This is a genomic window from Citrobacter sp. Cpo030 (assembly GCF_030333005.1).
GTDB lineage: Bacteria > Pseudomonadota > Gammaproteobacteria > Enterobacterales > Enterobacteriaceae > Citrobacter > Citrobacter portucalensis.
Genome location: NZ_JAOWGT010000037.1, coordinates 1 through 16,383, shown reverse-complemented (window position 1 = coordinate 16,383; position 16,383 = coordinate 1). Strand labels below are relative to the sequence as shown.

Genomic DNA, 16,383 nt, shown 5'->3' with positions numbered 1-16,383 from the left:
GTTACCGGGGCTGTTGCTCCATCGGCAATGCTTTACACACATTGCCTGTGCAGCTGAATTTCAATTCGGGATGACCGCCAAAATCGTTCACATACATCATGCTGAACTGGCTAACGCTGCCGTCGGCCACGCTGAAATCGAGAGAGGACTTTGGTGAAACCATAATCCCAGGGAAGTCAGTCAGCCTGTCGCCGCCCTGCGCTTCAGGCTTGCGGCTTAAGCCGATTAAGGTAACGAAGTACGGCGTAGGGTTATCCACACTCCAGCGCTGCCCCTGCTTATGAAAGACCAGTTGGTTTTGCCACACGGCGCCCGGTGTTTCCGGCACGATGGCGGTCGGACGGTAGAACAGTTTGATGCGTGACTGCATCGCCAGTTGCAGCACGTTCGGCTTATCCGGCTTGGGCGGAATTTCACGCACATTCAGGTAGAACAGACTTTCGCGATCCTGCGGCAGAGCGTTAATACCGCTGGTTTTTGTCACACGCGCAATGCCCTTTTGCCCGCCGTTAATCCGCTGCAGCGGCGGTAAAACCATCAACGGCGAGGTAATTTTTGTTCCATTGGCGTCTTCCACCCACGACTGAGCCAGAAACGGAATGCTTGGACTGGTGTTGGTTAAGTTCGCGCTGACAGATCGCGCATCACCGGTGATGATCAGACGGGTACGGTCAAGTGCAATGCCCGCCCATGAGGCGTTGATCTCTGCAATAAAAAGCAGACCGCAGACCACGGGTTTGAGCCAACGCTGCACGGAGTAAAATGCTTGATTTTTCATGACAAAATTCATTCAGGTTATTGATATTATTCACAAGGCAACAGCACGTTACCTTCCGGGTTGATTTGTTGAGGCACCTGTAAGTGACACTGCGCGCGACCGCCCCAGGCAACAGAAAGACGCTCGGCTGGATTCACACCCGCAATCCAGGCCATGCCGTTTTCCATCACCATGGCGACGCTAACACCGTTGGCGTTAAACACTTCGGCACCAAACGGCGGTACCGAACCATCTTTCAGGCGCAGCAGCGCCATCATTTTTTGCCCCTGCGCCACGGCGAAGCGCTGATAACCAATCGCGCCTTCCGTCAGGGTGTTGGTGACAATGGCTTTGGTCGCGGAAATGTCCTCGTCCATTGCGTCCACATCGATACGGGTATCAAAGCTGTGATAGCTGACGACGTCCGGTACGACGGCAATACCGAAGCGGTTTGAGTGCGCCTGTTCGCCGTTCAGCGGTACATTCGCCACACCGTCGGTATCAACCATCACCCTGGCGGTATTCATCGACGCCTGGCTGTTGTGTAGCGCCGCGCCATGACGCGTTGCGGTAAAGCCGCCGCGCATCGTGCCACCAACGGAGAAATAGCGTGATTGCTGCCAGCTGACGTTAGATTCCAGTTCCGCCATCATGCTGCGATGCTTGTAGTAGCCATCAAACGCGGTGTGCCCTTCACCGGAAACCCCTGCGCGCAGTCGCCATGGATTGTTACGGTCGCGGTTATCGGAATACGAAACCATCTGACTGGTCTGGCTGCCGCTGTTTTGCACTTCATAATCCATTGAGCGACCATCGCTCCATGGCACCGAAATGGACAGCGAAAGGCTGTCGTCCCGTTTGCCCTGATACTCAGAGCGGTAAGCAGCAAGGTTAGCGCTGATCCCCTGAATGCCTGCGAACGAAAAGCTGTGCCCCATCGACACCCCGTAACGATCCTGAGAGCCACGATCCCAGTAATTCTGGTGGGTATAGGTCAGGTACAGCGTGGTCGCTAATTGCGGGTCGTCGGCAAAAAAGGTCTTGTTACCGGTGATGGTGTACATCTCTTTTTCGTTACCGGCGCTGTTGTTATTTTCATACTGCTCGTCGAGAAACTGCGAGAAGGTGCGGAAGTTACGCTGTGAAAAACGGTAACCGGCAAAGGTGATGGCGCTGTTGTATTCATCAAAGGTTTTGGCATAGCTGAGCTTAAAGGACATCCCTTTTTGTTCAGCCTGATGCTTCACCCGGCTCACGGATTGCGTCGCGTCAGCCGACAGCGCGCCCAACCAGCTCAAATCCCGCCCAATCCCCATCGACCAGGCGTTATAGCGATCGCCAGTGAGCAACGCGCCACCGTACAGTGACCACGCATTGCTGACCCCCCATGAAAAATCACCGCTATAAAATGCAGGTCCCTGGACGTCGTGGTTATAACGCGATGGCTTACCGACAGCGGCGTTGTAACGAACATAGCCCGGGCGCGTCAGGTAAGGGATATCGGCCGTATTGACCTGAAAGGTTTGTACGCTGCCATCCTGCTCTTCGACGCGAACATCCAGCGTGCCGCGTACCGAGCCATGTAGATCCTGAATATTAAATGGCCCCGCTGGAACAGTGGTTTGATAGATAACACGCCCCTGCTGACTGACGGTGACCTTCGCATTACTGCGGGCGATGCCGTGCACTTCGGGCGCGTAGCCCTGCAAATTCGGTGGTAGCATGCGCTCGTCGCTGGCGAGGTTAGCCCCCGTAAATCGCACTGAATCAAACACCTGGGAATTCAGATATATTTCACCGACCGTCAGTTTTGCAGCCTGCATCGGTAACGGGCGATAGGCATAGATCTGCTCCCAGTCGATACGCCCACGATTTTCATCCGAAGCATAATTGGCCTGATACTGGCCACGAAAGCGCCACGCGCCGAGGTTAAAGCCCGTCTGTCCATAACCAGACAGTGAGCGGTAATGATCGCCACCTTGTTCGTAATGTGTGGCCTGGCCCGAAACGCTGTAGTCGAAAATCAGTCCCGCGACGCCGTTATCCCAGCGCTCCGGAGGCGTCCAGTCTGGATCGGTATATTTCATCCATGCCTGTGGCACGGTAATGTCCAGTACGCCTGCGCTATTATTCAGCACCACACCCGGCAGGCGGGAAATGTCATAGCAGGTCGCGCTAATCGGATGAATATAGGTCAGCGCCTCTTCTTTGAGCGCCAGTAATTCGAGCTGTTGCGGCGTCAGGCACGCCATGGATTTATGCGCGTTGGCAGGATCAACGATATAACGGATCGACTGCTGAGGGATCTCCTGGCTGTTAATACGAACATCCAGTAGATATTCTCCGGGAGTCACAAAGTTGCCTTCGGAAAAACGCTGTAAATCGACATTTTGTCTGTCACTGGCATCCAGGACGTCAGTATTAAATTCAATAGACTCATCCGCTTCAGCCCATGAAGAGGCACAGACCAGAGCAATTAAAAGCGCCAGACGTTTTTTATCTGTTTTCAGCGTGATCATTTTCGTTCGCAAACCTTCAGATACCCGAATTGCTGTGCAGCTCAGAGATAATTCACAACAAAATGCGTGACTGCAGTAAATTCACCAGACGTCATTCTTCCGTCGCGGGAGATCAAATAAGCCGTAAAATTGAGCGTGTTTTTCCCTGGGTTAAGCGCATAATCCGGTGATGGCTCACCCAAATGAATTTGCTTGCCTCTGCCGTCATATATTTCTATCGCTAAATTTTCAGTTTCCGATTGCACGCTCAGATAATCAGGATTGTCACTATCCGGTGCGCCGGAAAAGGTAATATTGGCGCGTTGGAACAGATTTCCGGGGTGTTGAGAATCCCCTAATGAACATCCCAGCAAATGAATGCTGAAATCATGCGCAGATACTTTTTCAGGTTTTCCGGAAATATCTCTGGCTGAGAGGTCATCAAATTCAACCAGCAGCGACCGGTCGTGTGGATCGACATAACAGGCAGCCTCAATAATATTTCCCCGCATGCGCATTTTGCCGGGCGTACTGACAAGACGATGGGTGTCAGCCAAAACCCATGCAGGCGATATGAAGATAAAAAGCAGTAAAATACGCCATCCAGGCATCACCGCATTTCCTTTCAGTTATTCGCAGGAAGGGTTAAGCAGGCGCATAATTGCGCCCGCAGCAGATCGTTACTGATAATCGATCTGGAAATTAACGGTAGATTCGAAGTCACCCGGGGTTACTGCTGCGGATGCGTTGTTGGCCTGCAGATAAGCAACGAAATCAATGTCGGTTTCGCCATCGGTAATGTTGACCTGAGATGCGGCTTCGCCCCATTTCACGTCCTGGTTACCACTGTCAATCATACCGATGCCCGCGCCCTTTGCTGTACCCGAGGTAAATGCAGCCAGCGCATTGTTGTCGGTATCAATCGTTGCCGGGGTGTAGGTTACTGTGGCGGTTTTCGCAACAGTTGTATCGCAGCCCTGCAGAACGATTTTGGCATGCTTAACACCAGCACGTTGGTTGTCTTTTAACTGAGAAGTTGGGATCTCACCAAAATTAACCTGCACCGGGCTGGATTCTGGGGCCAGACCGCATGCGGAATTAACCAGAGAACCAGTGAAGTGAATTTTACCGTTAGTCGGTTCAACATTTTTTGCAGCGAAAGCAGAAGATGCAGTAAAAGTCATTCCCGCCATCAGCGCACAAGCCACAGCCACGTTTTTCATTTTCATATTACTACTTAACCTTATATCTGTTTTTTGGTTATTCCGACGATCTATTTCCACAGACAATTTATGCAAGGGAAACCCTGATCTGCAGGTGGCGGAAGTGCATTTCCTTGCAAACAATCCATCTCAAGCCACCCCGTATTTTGAACTTCATTGGTATTCCATCAGAAATACCGTCCACAGTTGTTTACGCTGTTTCGGGGCTTATATTAAGTCGACGAAAAAATGACACAATGCAAAAATCCGGTATTAATCAAACTCAGGGAATCGTGTTGTAACACTGTCTGTAGAGCGATCGTTTACCTAAAAAATAGCCAAAAAACACGCCAATACCAGTGTTAATGTCTATCATTTATGGTTTTTATAGAGTTTTTATCTATCAACTATTTTTTTATTTAGCAAGAAGAACAGGCAAAATGTATTTATGAATGTTTTGTAAAAATGAAATTGGGCATCAAAATCGAGTAATGACAATAAGATAGTGAAAGAGAGGAAGGAGATTGGAGGATTCTATTAGATATATTAAGAGATTGTTATATAAATATTAATAAAGTGATCTATGGTACAATCATTTTTTATAAATGAATTATGTTATGCTATTGCTTCCCCCACTCGAATGCGAGATATCCTGCTTTAAAGGAGACATCAGTGATTTCTCATATACCAATAAACAAAATTAAATCCGTAATTATTGGTGATGGCTTAGTTTTCAGACCACATAAAAATACCCTAAAAGACCTGGCATCTGGTGAAATGGCCACATTGAATAATGTGGCAACACAATTACTGCTCTATCTGTTGCAAAATGGTAAAGAGATATCCTCGCGCGATGAAATTCTGCAGAATGTTTTCCAGCATAATGGCGCCAGAGCGACGGATGCTAATCTCAATCAGCACATTTCATTTCTGCGCAAAGCAATAACGTCTACGGGCCATCCTGCAGAACTGATCGTCACTATTCCGCGAATAGGATTTCGGATGAGCGACGCCAGTATCAATATTCAGCAACTGGAGGAATCGCAAGCGCCCACCAGAATAGCCAATGTTGCATTGACGCCCAGGAAAAAGAAACGAAACCTGTGGCCTGTCACGATAACAACGTTAATTACCGGCATCGCCGTGCTGGCGACAGCGTGGCTAACATGGATACCCAATGAAATCGCGATGACGGACGCGGCGATCCTGCGGACTATCGACTACGAGCAATGCCGTGTGCATATATTAGGAAACGCCCTCACCGACACCATAACCGAAAAAAAAGCGCTGGATATTTTCAAGTCCGTGGGTATTAACCCCAACTGTTCGTACCCAAAAGATCTGTATCTCAATACCTGGGCGAGCAACCATAATCTGGTTGAGTGGTCGTTTACCGCGGAATGCGGGCTAAACCTCGGCTATTACCATTGCATCAGCCAGTATCGCCATCATGAGGAATGATATGAAGCAGGAAAGCGATCACTCTCCTTTACTATGGTCAGTCGTGATTGCCATTTTTGGGCTGGCGGCTATCGCTTTTTTTATTATCGCCGGGAATGAGAAAAAACAAGAAATCAGTTTTTCCTGCTCCTCGGAATTCACGTCGATACTCGACATCCAGAATACAAAAAAGGAACTCCACGGAATAATGCTGATAACCAGCTACAACTCCGGACACCTTACATTGTCAGTCCAGGGGAAACTCAAAAGTGACGACGGCGAGTTCGCTGTTAACCGAAAACTGTTCTTTCGCTATGTCCGTCCACTCGGCCATACCGCAGGCGTTTTTATGCTCACTCCCGATGGGCGAGAAAAATCCCCCGATGATGATGCAACGGACGCTGTCGACTATCTCTTCTTCGATGCTTACGAACGTGCCGACAAACTGTATATGCTAAAGCACCTGAATGAGGAAACGGTACTTATTGGCGATAACTTTTCACCCCGCTTCGCCTGCGTGATGAATCACTTCGCAAGTTAATCGCCTTCTGGATATGCGTCGGGTTAAGGATGACCTGATGTGTTGCCCACCCGAAAGCTCGGGCGCGGTCGATAAAGCGTGATAATGAGATTATTATTTTTGGCGGGCTAAAACGACGAAAGCCTGAATCATTTCTGATTCAGGCTTTCTGAATAGTGGCGGAATGGACGGGACTCGAACCCGCGACCCCCTGCGTGACAGGCAGGTATTCTAACCAACTGAACTACCACTCCGCGTTGTGTTCCGCTTGGGAACGAAGCGAATATTACGGATTGCCTCGCGCCTCGTCAACGCTTTTTCTCACGTTTTTAATCGTTTGCTGCAAAAATCACCCGAATGGCCATTTTCATACGGTAAACGTACAAACTATGCCCGCCAGAGGCAACTTCCGCCTTTCTTCTGCACCAGGTCAAGGCGTGACTCATGGGCCGCTAACTCTTCATCAGTGGCGAAAACAACGCGTAGTTTACTGGACTGTCGCACAATACGCTGGATCCCCGTGTCATTCTGCTGCTGGCTGTCGCCTTCCATTGAGAACGCCATCGTGGTCTGCCCGCCGGTCATCATCAGATAAACGTCGGCCAGAATCTGGGCATCGAGCAATGCGCCGTGCAGAGTTCGTTTACTGTTGTCTATCTCATAGCGCGAGCATAACGCATCAAGGCTGTTTCGCTTGCCAGGAAACATTTTCCTCGCCAGCGCCAGGCTATCGGTTATTTTGCAAAATTCATTCGTCTTTGGAATATCACGCTTGAGCTTCGCGAATTCGTAATCCATAAAGCCGATATCGAACGATGCGTTATGAATGACCAGCTCCGCGCCGCGAATGTAGTCGAGAAACTCGTCGGCTACATCGGCAAACGTAGGTTTATCGAGCAGGAATTCGTCTGCGATTCCGTGTACGCCGAACGCTTCCGGGTCCACCAGCCGGTCCGGCTTCAGGTAAACATGGAAGTTATTGCCGGTCAGGCGGCGGTTCACCACTTCAACCGCACCGATCTCAATGATCTTGTGGCCTTCATAGTGGGCGCCAATCTGGTTCATACCGGTAGTTTCGGTATCGAGGACGATCTGTCGTGTAATTCCAGTGCTCATAACGGTCATTTATGTCAGACTTATCGTTTGATTTCGATTTGCTAAAACAGGAAGTCTACCAGAGATGCTTAAACAGGTAGAAATTTTCACCGATGGTTCTTGCCTGGGAAATCCAGGGCCTGGTGGTTATGGGGCGATTTTACGCTATCGTGGGCGCGAAAAAACCTTTAGCGAGGGCTACAACCTCACCACTAATAATCGCATGGAGCTGATGGCGGCAATCGTTGCGCTGGAAGCCCTGAAAGAACAGTGTGAAGTGATACTCAGCACGGACAGCCAGTATGTGCGCCAGGGCATTACGCAGTGGATTCACAACTGGAAGAAGCGCGGCTGGAAAACAGCAGATAAAAAACCGGTGAAGAACGTCGATTTGTGGAAACGTCTCGATGCCGCGCTGGGGCCGCATCAAATCAAATGGGAATGGGTTAAAGGCCATGCGGGCCATCCGGAAAACGAACGCTGCGATGAGCTTGCGCGCACCGCGGCCATGAGCCCGACTCAGGATGATATTGGGTATCAGGCTGAGGCTTAAGCGTCCGGTTTACGGTATTGCCGGGTCGCGCCAACGGCATGACGGATAGGCGTTTTGCTTTTATTTTGTTTCATCGGGTTGAGCGTAAGCGGAATGGTTCGCTTGCGCGCAACCACCAGCTGTAAACAGCCCAGCGCGGGGATATGGGCGCTTAACATTTTCCCGCCCTTCTTGTTCCAGGGCAGAACATGAAAACGACTATAGTGCAGCACTTCAAAATTCAGTAATGATAGCCAGTCCAGTTGACGCATGAGGGTAAACATCCGACTGTTATAGGGCGATGTCTTGCGCAATACGGGTATCAGTTTACGCAATCCCATCAAGCTTACCGGGTTAAAGCCGCTCAGAATCAACCAGCCGTCATCAATCAACACGCGATCGGCTTCACGCAGTAGGCGATGCGGATCAGAGCACCACGGTAACGTATGGGCCAATAAACAGACATCCACGGACTTATCGGCAAAGGGAAGATGCAAAGGATCGGCCGTCACCTGCATGGGAGATCCCTGCAAAGAAACATTTACCTGATGAGAAACCGCGCACGCTTCAGAATCGATTTCTGCGCTTAAATTACCAACCTTAAGCAGATGAAAACCGTACATTTTTGCAAACCACGGGTTAAGCTGATGCTCCAGCGCCTCACGATAGTGTTCGCCCCAGGGCAAATCATCCCAGCTAACGGGCGCTACGACAGTTTGAGGGATCCTTGCCGGTTTCATCACAACCTTCCGTTACGCATTGAGAGGTAATATATGAATCTTAACAGTATTCCTGCATTTCAGGACAATTACATCTGGGTCCTGTCAAATAATGACCAGCATTGTCTGATTGTGGACCCGGGTGAGGCGGCTCCTGTTTTGAAAGCCATTGCAGAGCATAACTGGGTGCCGGAAGCCATCCTGCTAACCCACCATCATCAGGATCACGTGGGCGGTGTGAAAGAACTCCTGCAACATTTCCCACAAATAGTGGTATACGGACCGGCTGAAACGCAAGATAAGGGAACGACACACATAGTCGAAGATGGCGATATTGCACTCGTTTTGGGGCATGAATTTAGGGTAATTGCTACTCCGGGTCACACTTTAGGACATATCTGTTACTTTAGCCATCCTTACTTATTTTGTGGTGACACGCTCTTTTCTGGCGGTTGTGGTCGACTTTTCGAAGGCACAGCAACTCAAATGTATCAATCACTTAAAAAAATAAACGAACTTCCTGACGATACATTAATTTGTTGTGCACATGAGTACACATTAGCAAACATGAAGTTTGCCTTAAGCATTCTCCCGCACGATTCGTTCATAAATGAATATTATCGTAAAGTTAATGAGTTACGCGTAAAAAAACAAATGACACTACCCGTAATTCTGAAAAATGAGCGGCGAAATAATCTTTTTTTGAGAACAGAAGATATTGATTTAATTAATGAAATAAACAAAGAAACAATATTGCAACAACCTGAAGAGCGTTTTGCCTGGTTAAGGTCAAAGAAAGATACGTTCTGACAATTCCTGGTTGCCTTTTGAAAACTTCGCCGTTATGATCGGTCGTCTTTTAAGCAACTATTGACACACACATGAAGGCAAAAGCGATATTACTCGCCTCTGTCCTGCTTGTTGGGTGCCAGAATACTGGTAACGTCCAACAACACGCACAGAGCCTTTCTGCAGCTGGTCAAGGGGAAGCAGGAAAGTTTACAAGTCAGGCGCGATGGATGGACGACGGAACATCTATCGCTGCTGATCAAGATTTGTGGGCTTTCATTGGTGACGAGCTAAAGATGGGAATTCCGGAAAACAACCGGATTCGCGAACAAAAACAGAAGTATTTACGTAATAAGAGCTATCTCCACGATGTAACTTTACGGGCAGAGCCGTATATGTACTGGATAGCCGGGCAGGTTAAGAAACGTAACATGCCAATGGAACTGGTACTACTACCCATAGTGGAGAGCGCTTTTGATCCTCACGCAACGTCTGGCGCCAATGCCGCAGGTATTTGGCAGATCATTCCGAGCACGGGGCGCAATTATGGTTTAAAACAGACCCGCAATTATGATGCACGTCGCGACGTTGTGGCTTCCACCACCGCCGCACTGGACATGATGCAGCGTCTGAACAAGATGTTTGATGGCGACTGGCTGCTGACCGTTGCTGCTTATAATAGCGGTGAAGGTCGTGTCATGAAGGCAATCAAAACGAACAAAGCACGTGGAATATCCACTGACTTCTGGTCGTTACCATTGCCTCAGGAAACAAAGCAGTATGTGCCCAAAATGCTGGCATTGAGCGATATACTCAAAAACAGCAAACGCTATGGCGTGCGTCTGCCAACAACAGACGAAAGCCGCGCGTTGGCACGTGTTCGCCTGAGTAGCCCGGTTGAGATGGCTCAGGTTGCCGATATGGCGGGTATTTCCGTCAGCAAGCTGAAGACTTTCAATGCAGGTGTGAAAGGCTCCACGTTGGGTGCCAGCGGCCCGCAATATGTGATGGTGCCAAAGAAGCATGCAGAGAAGCTGCGTGAATCTCTGGCTTCAGGCGAAATTGCAGCCGTGCAGTCAACGCTGGTCGCGGATAACACGCCGCTGAACAGTCGTAGCTACAAAGTTCGCTCTGGCGATACGCTTTCTGGCGTCGCTTCACGTCTTGGCGTGAGCACCAATGACCTTAAGCAGTGGAATAATCTGCGCGGGTCATCCCTGAAAGTGGGTCAAAACCTGACGGTGGGTGCGGGTACCAGCGCGCAGCGTCTGGCGAACAACAGCGATAGCATCACCTATCGTGTGCGTAAAGGCGACTCGTTGTCGAGCATTGCCAAACGTCACGGGGTTAACATCAAAGATGTCATGCGCTGGAACAGCGATACGGACAATCTACAGCCAGGCGATCAGCTCACGTTGTTTGTGAAAAACAACGGCATGCCGGATTCCTGATAGCATTGTAGAAATGAAGGCACTGGATTCCCCCCAGTGCCTTTTTTATTTATCCCGCTTTATGTGCCTCAACCATTATCGTGTCGCTGGTAAACGAACCATCTTCCTGTAACGCAAAGTAGGCTTTCACGTCTGCAGAAGCACTTTGTTGGTATGCACGAATCGCGTCGCTCAACGCCGCGGGCGTGCGCATCCTCGCGACCCACGAACTGAACTCCAGTGGCAGGCGATCGGTTAACAAAGTATCGGCAATCAAATTGGCATCGTTGATTAACGACAGCCACTCTCCACTGGAATAGTTACGAACGTGCGAGGTATCGCGTAACGCCTCCACGGTTTGCAACCAGATATCACGTACTGGGTGGCCTGGCGACATCACATCCATCACAATCAATACACCACCGGGCTTCAGAACGCGGTTCACTTCCCGCAGCGCGCGTCCGACATCATGCCAGTGGTGCGCAGAATAGCGGCTAATTACCACGTCAAATTCGCTATCTTCAAATGGCAGACTTTCGGCATAACCCTGGCGTGTGGCGACATTCTCCAGGCCTCTGTCTTTTGCCGCCTCAGCGACCACCTCAAGCATCTGCGACGATAAATCATAAGCCACAACCTGCTTTACGTGTTGCGCGGCTACAAAGCTGGCATGCCCCGCTCCACATCCCATATCCAACACACGGGCCTGCGGAAATGCCGATAACCTTTCCCTCAGACGCTGCAAGTCACGGCCAGAGGCGTGCACCGCACTGGTTAAATAGGCATTAGCCTGAGAGCCAAACTGTTTTTCGACGTTGTCATGGTGAGAGCGTGTTGTCATTGTGTTGTCCTTCGGTTGTTGTGAAATAGGAAGGGCAACCATCACAGGCCTGCCCTACGGCAGACCTGACACACCGTTATTGTTCAGGTTTGCCGGGACTGAATTCAACGAGTAGCGGGTTGTGATCGGATGCACGGGTGACCAGCACAGAGGCTTCACTCACGTTCAGACCACGATAGAACACAAAATCGAGAGGGCGACCAAACGCGCGTCGGCGCTGATCGTCAGTAAAACGTACCTGGCGCAGCGACATTTCACGCGCAAAGCGGTATAGCGCATTCATCCGTCGACGGCTCCAGGCATTGAAATCGCCAGCCATAATAACCGGGCCGCTGTGATGAGCAATCTGATCGCCAATGGGAAGTAACTGCTTACTATAAACATCGACGCCGAGGCTAAAGTTAACCGCGTGGATATTCACCACCATTAATAATCGAGAGTCAGGCAGCGGATACACCGTTACCAGAGCCGATTTCGCCAGCCGTAAAATAGGCTCACGCTCGCGCAATGGACAACAGTAAACAGGATGAGCAGCAGAGAGCGTCATGACGCCAGAGGGATGCTGAGGCAGCACAAAGGCAGGAACCTGATCGGCAGCAAGATAGTTAGCGGTCGCAAACTGCACCAGTTCTGGCGTGGTTTGCGCTTCCTGTAATAATACCAGATGCGCATCTTTGCCAAAATTCTTCAGCACCGACTGCCATTCTGCGCGCTGCTGTTTAAAAATATTCCATACCAGCACGCGAATGCGGTCTTCACTGCTTAACGGAACGCCTGCGGGTAATGCCTGGCCAATATGCGCAAACGACCCCGGCGGTAAAATCCGCTCGGCGGGTTGTCCGGCAACATAACGCATGGCATAGGTGTTTTTTCGCACTTTAGACTTTCAAACCTCTGTAACGTCAACCAGTCCGCAGCCGGACTGGTTCTTCTGTTATAGGGATTTTAGCACTCACTTTCAACGAACAATTGCAGTTTGTTTTGTAAGTGGGCGCTTACATCAATGATTTACCCCAGAGCAACACGCACGGGTTTATCAAGACGACCGCTGACCCCCATCAGCAGGAAAGCTACCAGAACAATGAGGGCGCCAATCCACGGCGTCTGAGCTAAACCATAATGCTCGACCGTTTGCCCGCCAATCACTGACCCCAGTGCAATCCCAATGTTAAACGCCGCAATGTTTAACCCTGACGCCACATCTACAGCATTAGGCGTAAATTGCTCAGCTTTCTGTACCACGTAGACCTGCAATCCCGGTACGTTACCAAAGGCAAAGATCCCCATCACCAGAATGGTAGCCAGCGCGGCGTACTGCGTAGAGGCCGTCAGTTGGAAGACCATCAGCAGAACAAACAGCGCGGCGAAAATGAATTTCAACGCAGGAACCGCACCATGTTTATCCGCCAGCTTACCGCCCCAGATATTACCGATAGCCACTGAAACACCGTAACCCAATAAGATCCAGCTTACTGCTGCCGGGGAGAATCCCGCCAGATCCTGCATCATCGGTGCCAGGAAGGTGAATGCCGTGAATACACCGCCGTAGCCCAGTGCCGTAACGGCGTAAATCAGCAGCAGACGGGGATGAGTCAGCACCTTCACCTGGTCGCGAATGCTGGCGGCTGCACGACCGGGAATGTTGGCGGGGATCAACAACTGGCTACTGATCAGTGCAATCACGCCTAACATTGATACCGCGAGGAAAGTCTCACGCCAGCCAAAGTGCTGACCGATAAATGTTCCCAGCGGCACGCCGGTGACCAGCGCCACCGTTAAGCCACCAAACATAATGGCAATGGCGGAAGCCGCTTTCTCTTTTGGCACCAGACTTGTCGCGATGGTAGAACCAATCGAGAAGAATACGCCATGTGCCAGCCCAGTCAGCAGACGAGCAACAATGAGTGTCATATACCCGGGTGCCTGCCATGCGAGCAAATTCCCCGCTGTAAACAGAACCATCAGCGCAACCAGTAACTGTTTACGTGGAAGGCGTCCGGTCAGAGCGGTCAGTACCGGTGCGCCAATTGCCACCCCCAGCGCATAGATTGAAACCAGCATCCCAGCGGAAGGTAACGAGATCGCCAGCTGTTGAGCGATGGTTGGCACCAGGCCAACAATCACAAACTCAGTAGTGCCTATAGCGAAGGCACTTATTGTTAGTGCAAATAAAGCGAGAGGCATAAATAACTCCGTAACATCAGTAATCAGATGACACGCAGTATGCCAGGATGTTTTAATGACAAAAATATTCAAAATCTCAATATAATTTTGCGTCAGGTGCAAAAATGAAAGCAACCTCTGAAGAACTTGCGATTTTTGTGGCGGTAGTGGAAAGTGGCAGCTTTAGCCGGGCGGCAGAACAGCTTGGACAAGCCAATTCCGCGGTCAGCCGGGCAGTAAAAAAGCTGGAGATGAAACTGGGCGTCAGTTTGCTTAATCGCACGACCCGACAGCTAAGCCTGACCGAAGAAGGAGAGCGCTACTTCAGGCGGGTGCAGCAGATACTGCAAGAGATGGCTGCAGCAGAAACGGAAATCATGGAGTCGCGTAATACTCCGCGCGGCCTGCTGCGCATCGACGCAGCAACACCGGTGATGTTGCATTTCCTGATGCCGCTAATCAAGCCGTTCCGGGAGCGGTATCCCGAGATGACGCTGTCTCTCGTCTCCTCAGAAACGTTCATCAATCTTATTGAACGAAAAGTGGATGTTGCTATACGAGCGGGTACACTGACTGACTCGAGTCTACGTGCGCGTCCGTTATTTACCAGCTATCGTAAGATTATTGCCTCACCGGACTACATTGCCCGTTTTGGCAAGCCAGAGAGCGTCGAGGAGTTAAACCAGCATCTGTGTCTGGGGTTTTCCGAACCGGTTTCACTCAATACCTGGCCGATTGCCTGTATCGACGGACAGCTGCATGAGGTCGAGTGCGGAATTTCTTCCAACAGTGGAGAAACGCTAAAACAGCTTTGCCTGAATGGCAACGGCATCGCATGTCTTTCAGATTATATGATAGATAAAGAGATCGCGCGGGGTGAACTGGTGGAGTTATTGGCAGATAAACGTCTGCCGGTAGAGATGCCTTTTAGCGCAGTTTATTACAGCGATCGTGCCGTCAGTACGCGCATTCGGGCATTTATCGACTTTTTAAGTGAATATATAAGAACAGCTCCCGAAGGAGCTGTGAAAGAGGGTTAAAGGGTACAGAGGGTCAGGCAATTAATCCCAATCAGGGGCCAGGCCTTCCGGGCTGACCAGACGATCGTTGCAGTCCAGTGCCGCGATCGCTTTTTTATCTTCGGCATCCAGATGCAGTTCCAACGCCAGCAGGTTGCTTGCCAGGTTTTCACGTTTGGTAGAAGAAGGAATTACGGAGTAACCTTCCCCCATTGCCCATGCCAGAATAACCTGCGCCGGGGTCGCGTTATGTTTAGCGGCAATGTGCGCAATCACTCCATCTTTCAGCGCTTTACCGTAAGCCAGCGTCATGTAAGAGGTGATGTGGATACCGTGTGCTTTCGCCCAGTCAACCACCTTACGGCTCTGCAGATACGGAGACAGCTCAATCTGATTGGTCGCAATGTTCTCTGCACCTACTGCGGCAATGGCTTTTTCCATCAGCGGAATGGTGAAGTTTGAGATACCAATTTCGCGAGTCAGCCCCTGCTGTTTTGCTTCGAGCAGCGCCTGCATGAATTCCTCAACAGATACCGCATCACCTGGAGATGGCCAGTGGATCAGCGTCAGATCGACATAATCTGTACGCAGCTTCTTCAGGCTTTCTTTCAGACTTGGGATCAGTTTTTCTTTGCTGAGATTTTCAATCCAAATCTTGGTGGTGATATACAGCTCGTTACGCGGTACGCCGCTTTCGGCAATCGCCTGACCAACAGCCGCTTCATTATCATAGATTTGCGCAGTGTCGACAGCACGGTAGCCTAGCTCAAGCGCCGTTTTAACAGAAGCGATAACCACGTCGTCTTTCAGGCGGAAAGTACCTAAACCGAATGCAGGGATAGTCATAGAATTCCTCTTTTTAATCACTATGTTCGTTAACTGAGAGGATTATGAGCTTCAGCTCTTTATAGAAAAAGAGTGAAAAATGCAGAGGATTTTTGCGGATTCAGCAATAATTAAATTGCAGACAAAGAAAAAGCCCTGAGCGTTAGCTCAGGGCTCTTAATAAGTGGCGGAACGGACGGGACTCGAACCCGCGACCCCCTGCGTGACAGGCAGGTATTCTAACCAACTGAACTACCGCTCCACCGAATTTCTTTGTCACCACCCGGATTCTTCATCCCGGTTTACTGCAATTTGATGCCTGGCAGTTCCCTACTCTCGCATGGGGAGACCCCACACTACCATCGGCGCTACGGCGTTTCACTTCTGAGTTCGGCATGGGGTCAGGTGGGACCACCGCGCTACAGCCGCCAGGCAAATTCTGTTTATCAGACCGTGTTTTACGTTCTGATGTAATCTGTAATCAAGCTGAAATCGATGTCTGTCTTTCGCCAAAACATCTTCGGCGTTGTAAGGTTAAGCCTCACGGTTCATT

Annotated in this window: 16 protein-coding genes, 2 tRNA genes and 1 rRNA gene; 6 read left to right on the top strand and 13 right to left on the bottom strand. The window is 50.2% G+C overall.

Features of this window, described 5'->3' with window-relative positions:
* Position 1: 1 nt before the first annotated feature.
* The 4 genes from OGY37_RS01105 to OGY37_RS01090 all read right to left on the bottom strand — a co-directional run bounded on the left by OGY37_RS01105 (position 2) and on the right by OGY37_RS01090 (position 4,484).
* Complete coding sequence (locus OGY37_RS01105) at positions 2 to 778, bottom strand: fimbrial biogenesis chaperone (RefSeq protein ID WP_100247262.1); 777 nt, start codon at positions 776 to 778, stop codon at positions 2 to 4.
* A gap of 26 nt (positions 779 to 804) precedes the next feature.
* Positions 805 to 3,276 (bottom strand): fimbria/pilus outer membrane usher protein, encoded by a 2,472-nt coding sequence (locus OGY37_RS01100; protein ID WP_267397901.1) that lies wholly within the window; start codon positions 3,274 to 3,276, stop codon positions 805 to 807.
* Positions 3,277 to 3,317: 41 nt separating this feature from the next.
* Entirely contained in the window at positions 3,318 to 3,866 is a 549-nt protein-coding gene (locus OGY37_RS01095; protein ID WP_003830809.1) for a fimbrial protein, read from the bottom strand.
* A gap of 69 nt (positions 3,867 to 3,935) precedes the next feature.
* The gene (locus OGY37_RS01090; protein ID WP_003830808.1) at positions 3,936 to 4,484 is read right to left on the bottom strand and encodes a fimbrial protein; all 549 of its coding nucleotides are present in this window, start codon (positions 4,482 to 4,484) and stop codon (positions 3,936 to 3,938) included.
* A 750-nt stretch (positions 4,485 to 5,234) separates the two neighbouring features.
* Between OGY37_RS01090 and OGY37_RS01085 the strand changes: the two genes are divergently transcribed.
* Both OGY37_RS01085 and OGY37_RS01080 read left to right on the top strand, forming a co-directional pair.
* Positions 5,235 to 5,918, top strand: coding sequence for a transcriptional regulator (locus OGY37_RS01085; protein WP_243759883.1), 684 nt, complete (start codon positions 5,235 to 5,237; stop codon positions 5,916 to 5,918).
* A gap of 1 nt (position 5,919) precedes the next feature.
* Positions 5,920 to 6,438 carry a FidL-like protein gene (locus tag OGY37_RS01080; RefSeq protein WP_126319172.1) on the top strand — a complete coding sequence of 173 codons (519 nt, stop codon included), beginning with the start codon at positions 5,920 to 5,922 and terminating at the stop codon, positions 6,436 to 6,438.
* A 156-nt stretch (positions 6,439 to 6,594) separates the two neighbouring features.
* Here OGY37_RS01080 and OGY37_RS01075 read toward each other — a convergent pair.
* Both OGY37_RS01075 and dnaQ read right to left on the bottom strand, forming a co-directional pair.
* Positions 6,595 to 6,671 (bottom strand) — tRNA-Asp (locus tag OGY37_RS01075).
* Positions 6,672 to 6,804: 133 nt separating this feature from the next.
* Positions 6,805 to 7,533, bottom strand: coding sequence for a DNA polymerase III subunit epsilon (dnaQ, locus tag OGY37_RS01070; protein WP_095533177.1), 729 nt, complete (start codon positions 7,531 to 7,533; stop codon positions 6,805 to 6,807).
* A 64-nt stretch (positions 7,534 to 7,597) separates the two neighbouring features.
* On the opposite strand from dnaQ, the gene rnhA reads away from it, so the two are divergent.
* Positions 7,598 to 8,065: a ribonuclease HI gene (gene rnhA / locus OGY37_RS01065; protein WP_063941989.1), complete on the top strand. Its 468-nt coding sequence runs from the start codon at positions 7,598 to 7,600 to the stop codon at positions 8,063 to 8,065.
* Here the strand turns inward: rnhA and OGY37_RS01060 are convergent.
* Positions 8,062 to 8,784: a class I SAM-dependent methyltransferase gene (locus OGY37_RS01060; protein ID WP_126319174.1), complete on the bottom strand. Its 723-nt coding sequence runs from the start codon at positions 8,782 to 8,784 to the stop codon at positions 8,062 to 8,064. The two genes, rnhA and OGY37_RS01060, sit on opposite strands and share 4 nt — an antisense overlap.
* Before the next feature lie 33 nt (positions 8,785 to 8,817).
* On the opposite strand from OGY37_RS01060, the gene gloB reads away from it, so the two are divergent.
* Together gloB and mltD are read left to right on the top strand one after the other, a co-directional pair.
* Positions 8,818 to 9,573, top strand: a complete 756-nt coding sequence (gene gloB / locus OGY37_RS01055) for a hydroxyacylglutathione hydrolase (RefSeq protein ID WP_197385267.1) — start codon at positions 8,818 to 8,820, stop codon at positions 9,571 to 9,573.
* A 71-nt stretch (positions 9,574 to 9,644) separates the two neighbouring features.
* On the top strand, positions 9,645 to 11,003 hold the full coding sequence (mltD, locus tag OGY37_RS01050; RefSeq protein WP_286619827.1) for a murein transglycosylase D: 1,359 nt from the start codon (positions 9,645 to 9,647) through the stop codon (positions 11,001 to 11,003).
* A 49-nt stretch (positions 11,004 to 11,052) separates the two neighbouring features.
* On the opposite strand, the gene OGY37_RS01045 is transcribed toward mltD, so the two are convergent.
* The 3 genes from OGY37_RS01045 to OGY37_RS01035 all read right to left on the bottom strand — a co-directional run bounded on the left by OGY37_RS01045 (position 11,053) and on the right by OGY37_RS01035 (position 14,007).
* Complete coding sequence (locus OGY37_RS01045; RefSeq protein ID WP_126319176.1) at positions 11,053 to 11,823, bottom strand: class I SAM-dependent methyltransferase; 771 nt, start codon at positions 11,821 to 11,823, stop codon at positions 11,053 to 11,055.
* 76 nt (positions 11,824 to 11,899) lie between these two features.
* Positions 11,900 to 12,700 carry an endonuclease/exonuclease/phosphatase family protein gene (locus tag OGY37_RS01040; RefSeq protein WP_008783770.1) on the bottom strand — a complete coding sequence of 267 codons (801 nt, stop codon included), beginning with the start codon at positions 12,698 to 12,700 and terminating at the stop codon, positions 11,900 to 11,902.
* 131 nt (positions 12,701 to 12,831) lie between these two features.
* Complete coding sequence (locus OGY37_RS01035; protein ID WP_003830796.1) at positions 12,832 to 14,007, bottom strand: MFS transporter; 1,176 nt, start codon at positions 14,005 to 14,007, stop codon at positions 12,832 to 12,834.
* Positions 14,008 to 14,111: 104 nt separating this feature from the next.
* Between OGY37_RS01035 and yafC the strand changes: the two genes are divergently transcribed.
* A complete protein-coding gene (yafC, locus tag OGY37_RS01030) occupies positions 14,112 to 15,026 on the top strand; it encodes a DNA-binding transcriptional regulator YafC (protein WP_003830795.1) in 915 nt (304 codons plus the stop codon).
* Between the two features lie 21 nt (positions 15,027 to 15,047).
* On the opposite strand, the gene dkgB is transcribed toward yafC, so the two are convergent.
* The 3 genes from dkgB to rrf all read right to left on the bottom strand — a co-directional run bounded on the left by dkgB (position 15,048) and on the right by rrf (position 16,263).
* Complete coding sequence (gene dkgB / locus OGY37_RS01025) at positions 15,048 to 15,851, bottom strand: 2,5-didehydrogluconate reductase DkgB (protein ID WP_148362420.1); 804 nt, start codon at positions 15,849 to 15,851, stop codon at positions 15,048 to 15,050.
* Between the two features lie 164 nt (positions 15,852 to 16,015).
* Positions 16,016 to 16,092: transfer RNA gene (locus tag OGY37_RS01020), tRNA-Asp, on the bottom strand.
* Between the two features lie 55 nt (positions 16,093 to 16,147).
* Positions 16,148 to 16,263: ribosomal RNA gene (rrf, locus tag OGY37_RS01015) — 5S ribosomal RNA — on the bottom strand.
* Positions 16,264 to 16,383: the final 120 nt, after the last annotated feature.

What these genes read in the sequence shown, in the direction of transcription:
- OGY37_RS01105 (WP_100247262.1), bottom strand. Translation starts at nt 778, where the DNA reads ATGAAAAATCAAGCATTTTACTCCGTGCAGCGTTGGCTCAAACCCGTG.
- OGY37_RS01100 (WP_267397901.1), bottom strand. Translation starts at nt 3,276, where the DNA reads ATGATCACGCTGAAAACAGATAAAAAACGTCTGGCGCTTTTAATTGCT.
- OGY37_RS01095 (WP_003830809.1), bottom strand. Translation starts at nt 3,866, where the DNA reads ATGCCTGGATGGCGTATTTTACTGCTTTTTATCTTCATATCGCCTGCA.
- OGY37_RS01090 (WP_003830808.1), bottom strand. Translation starts at nt 4,484, where the DNA reads ATGAAAATGAAAAACGTGGCTGTGGCTTGTGCGCTGATGGCGGGAATG.
- OGY37_RS01085 (WP_243759883.1), top strand. Translation starts at nt 5,235, where the DNA reads ATGGCCACATTGAATAATGTGGCAACACAATTACTGCTCTATCTGTTG.
- OGY37_RS01080 (WP_126319172.1), top strand. Translation starts at nt 5,920, where the DNA reads ATGAAGCAGGAAAGCGATCACTCTCCTTTACTATGGTCAGTCGTGATT.
- dnaQ (WP_095533177.1), bottom strand. Translation starts at nt 7,533, where the DNA reads ATGAGCACTGGAATTACACGACAGATCGTCCTCGATACCGAAACTACC.
- rnhA (WP_063941989.1), top strand. Translation starts at nt 7,598, where the DNA reads ATGCTTAAACAGGTAGAAATTTTCACCGATGGTTCTTGCCTGGGAAAT.
- OGY37_RS01060 (WP_126319174.1), bottom strand. Translation starts at nt 8,784, where the DNA reads ATGAAACCGGCAAGGATCCCTCAAACTGTCGTAGCGCCCGTTAGCTGG.
- gloB (WP_197385267.1), top strand. Translation starts at nt 8,818, where the DNA reads ATGAATCTTAACAGTATTCCTGCATTTCAGGACAATTACATCTGGGTC.
- mltD (WP_286619827.1), top strand. Translation starts at nt 9,645, where the DNA reads ATGAAGGCAAAAGCGATATTACTCGCCTCTGTCCTGCTTGTTGGGTGC.
- OGY37_RS01045 (WP_126319176.1), bottom strand. Translation starts at nt 11,823, where the DNA reads ATGACAACACGCTCTCACCATGACAACGTCGAAAAACAGTTTGGCTCT.
- OGY37_RS01035 (WP_003830796.1), bottom strand. Translation starts at nt 14,007, where the DNA reads ATGCCTCTCGCTTTATTTGCACTAACAATAAGTGCCTTCGCTATAGGC.
- yafC (WP_003830795.1), top strand. Translation starts at nt 14,112, where the DNA reads ATGAAAGCAACCTCTGAAGAACTTGCGATTTTTGTGGCGGTAGTGGAA.
- dkgB (WP_148362420.1), bottom strand. Translation starts at nt 15,851, where the DNA reads ATGACTATCCCTGCATTCGGTTTAGGTACTTTCCGCCTGAAAGACGAC.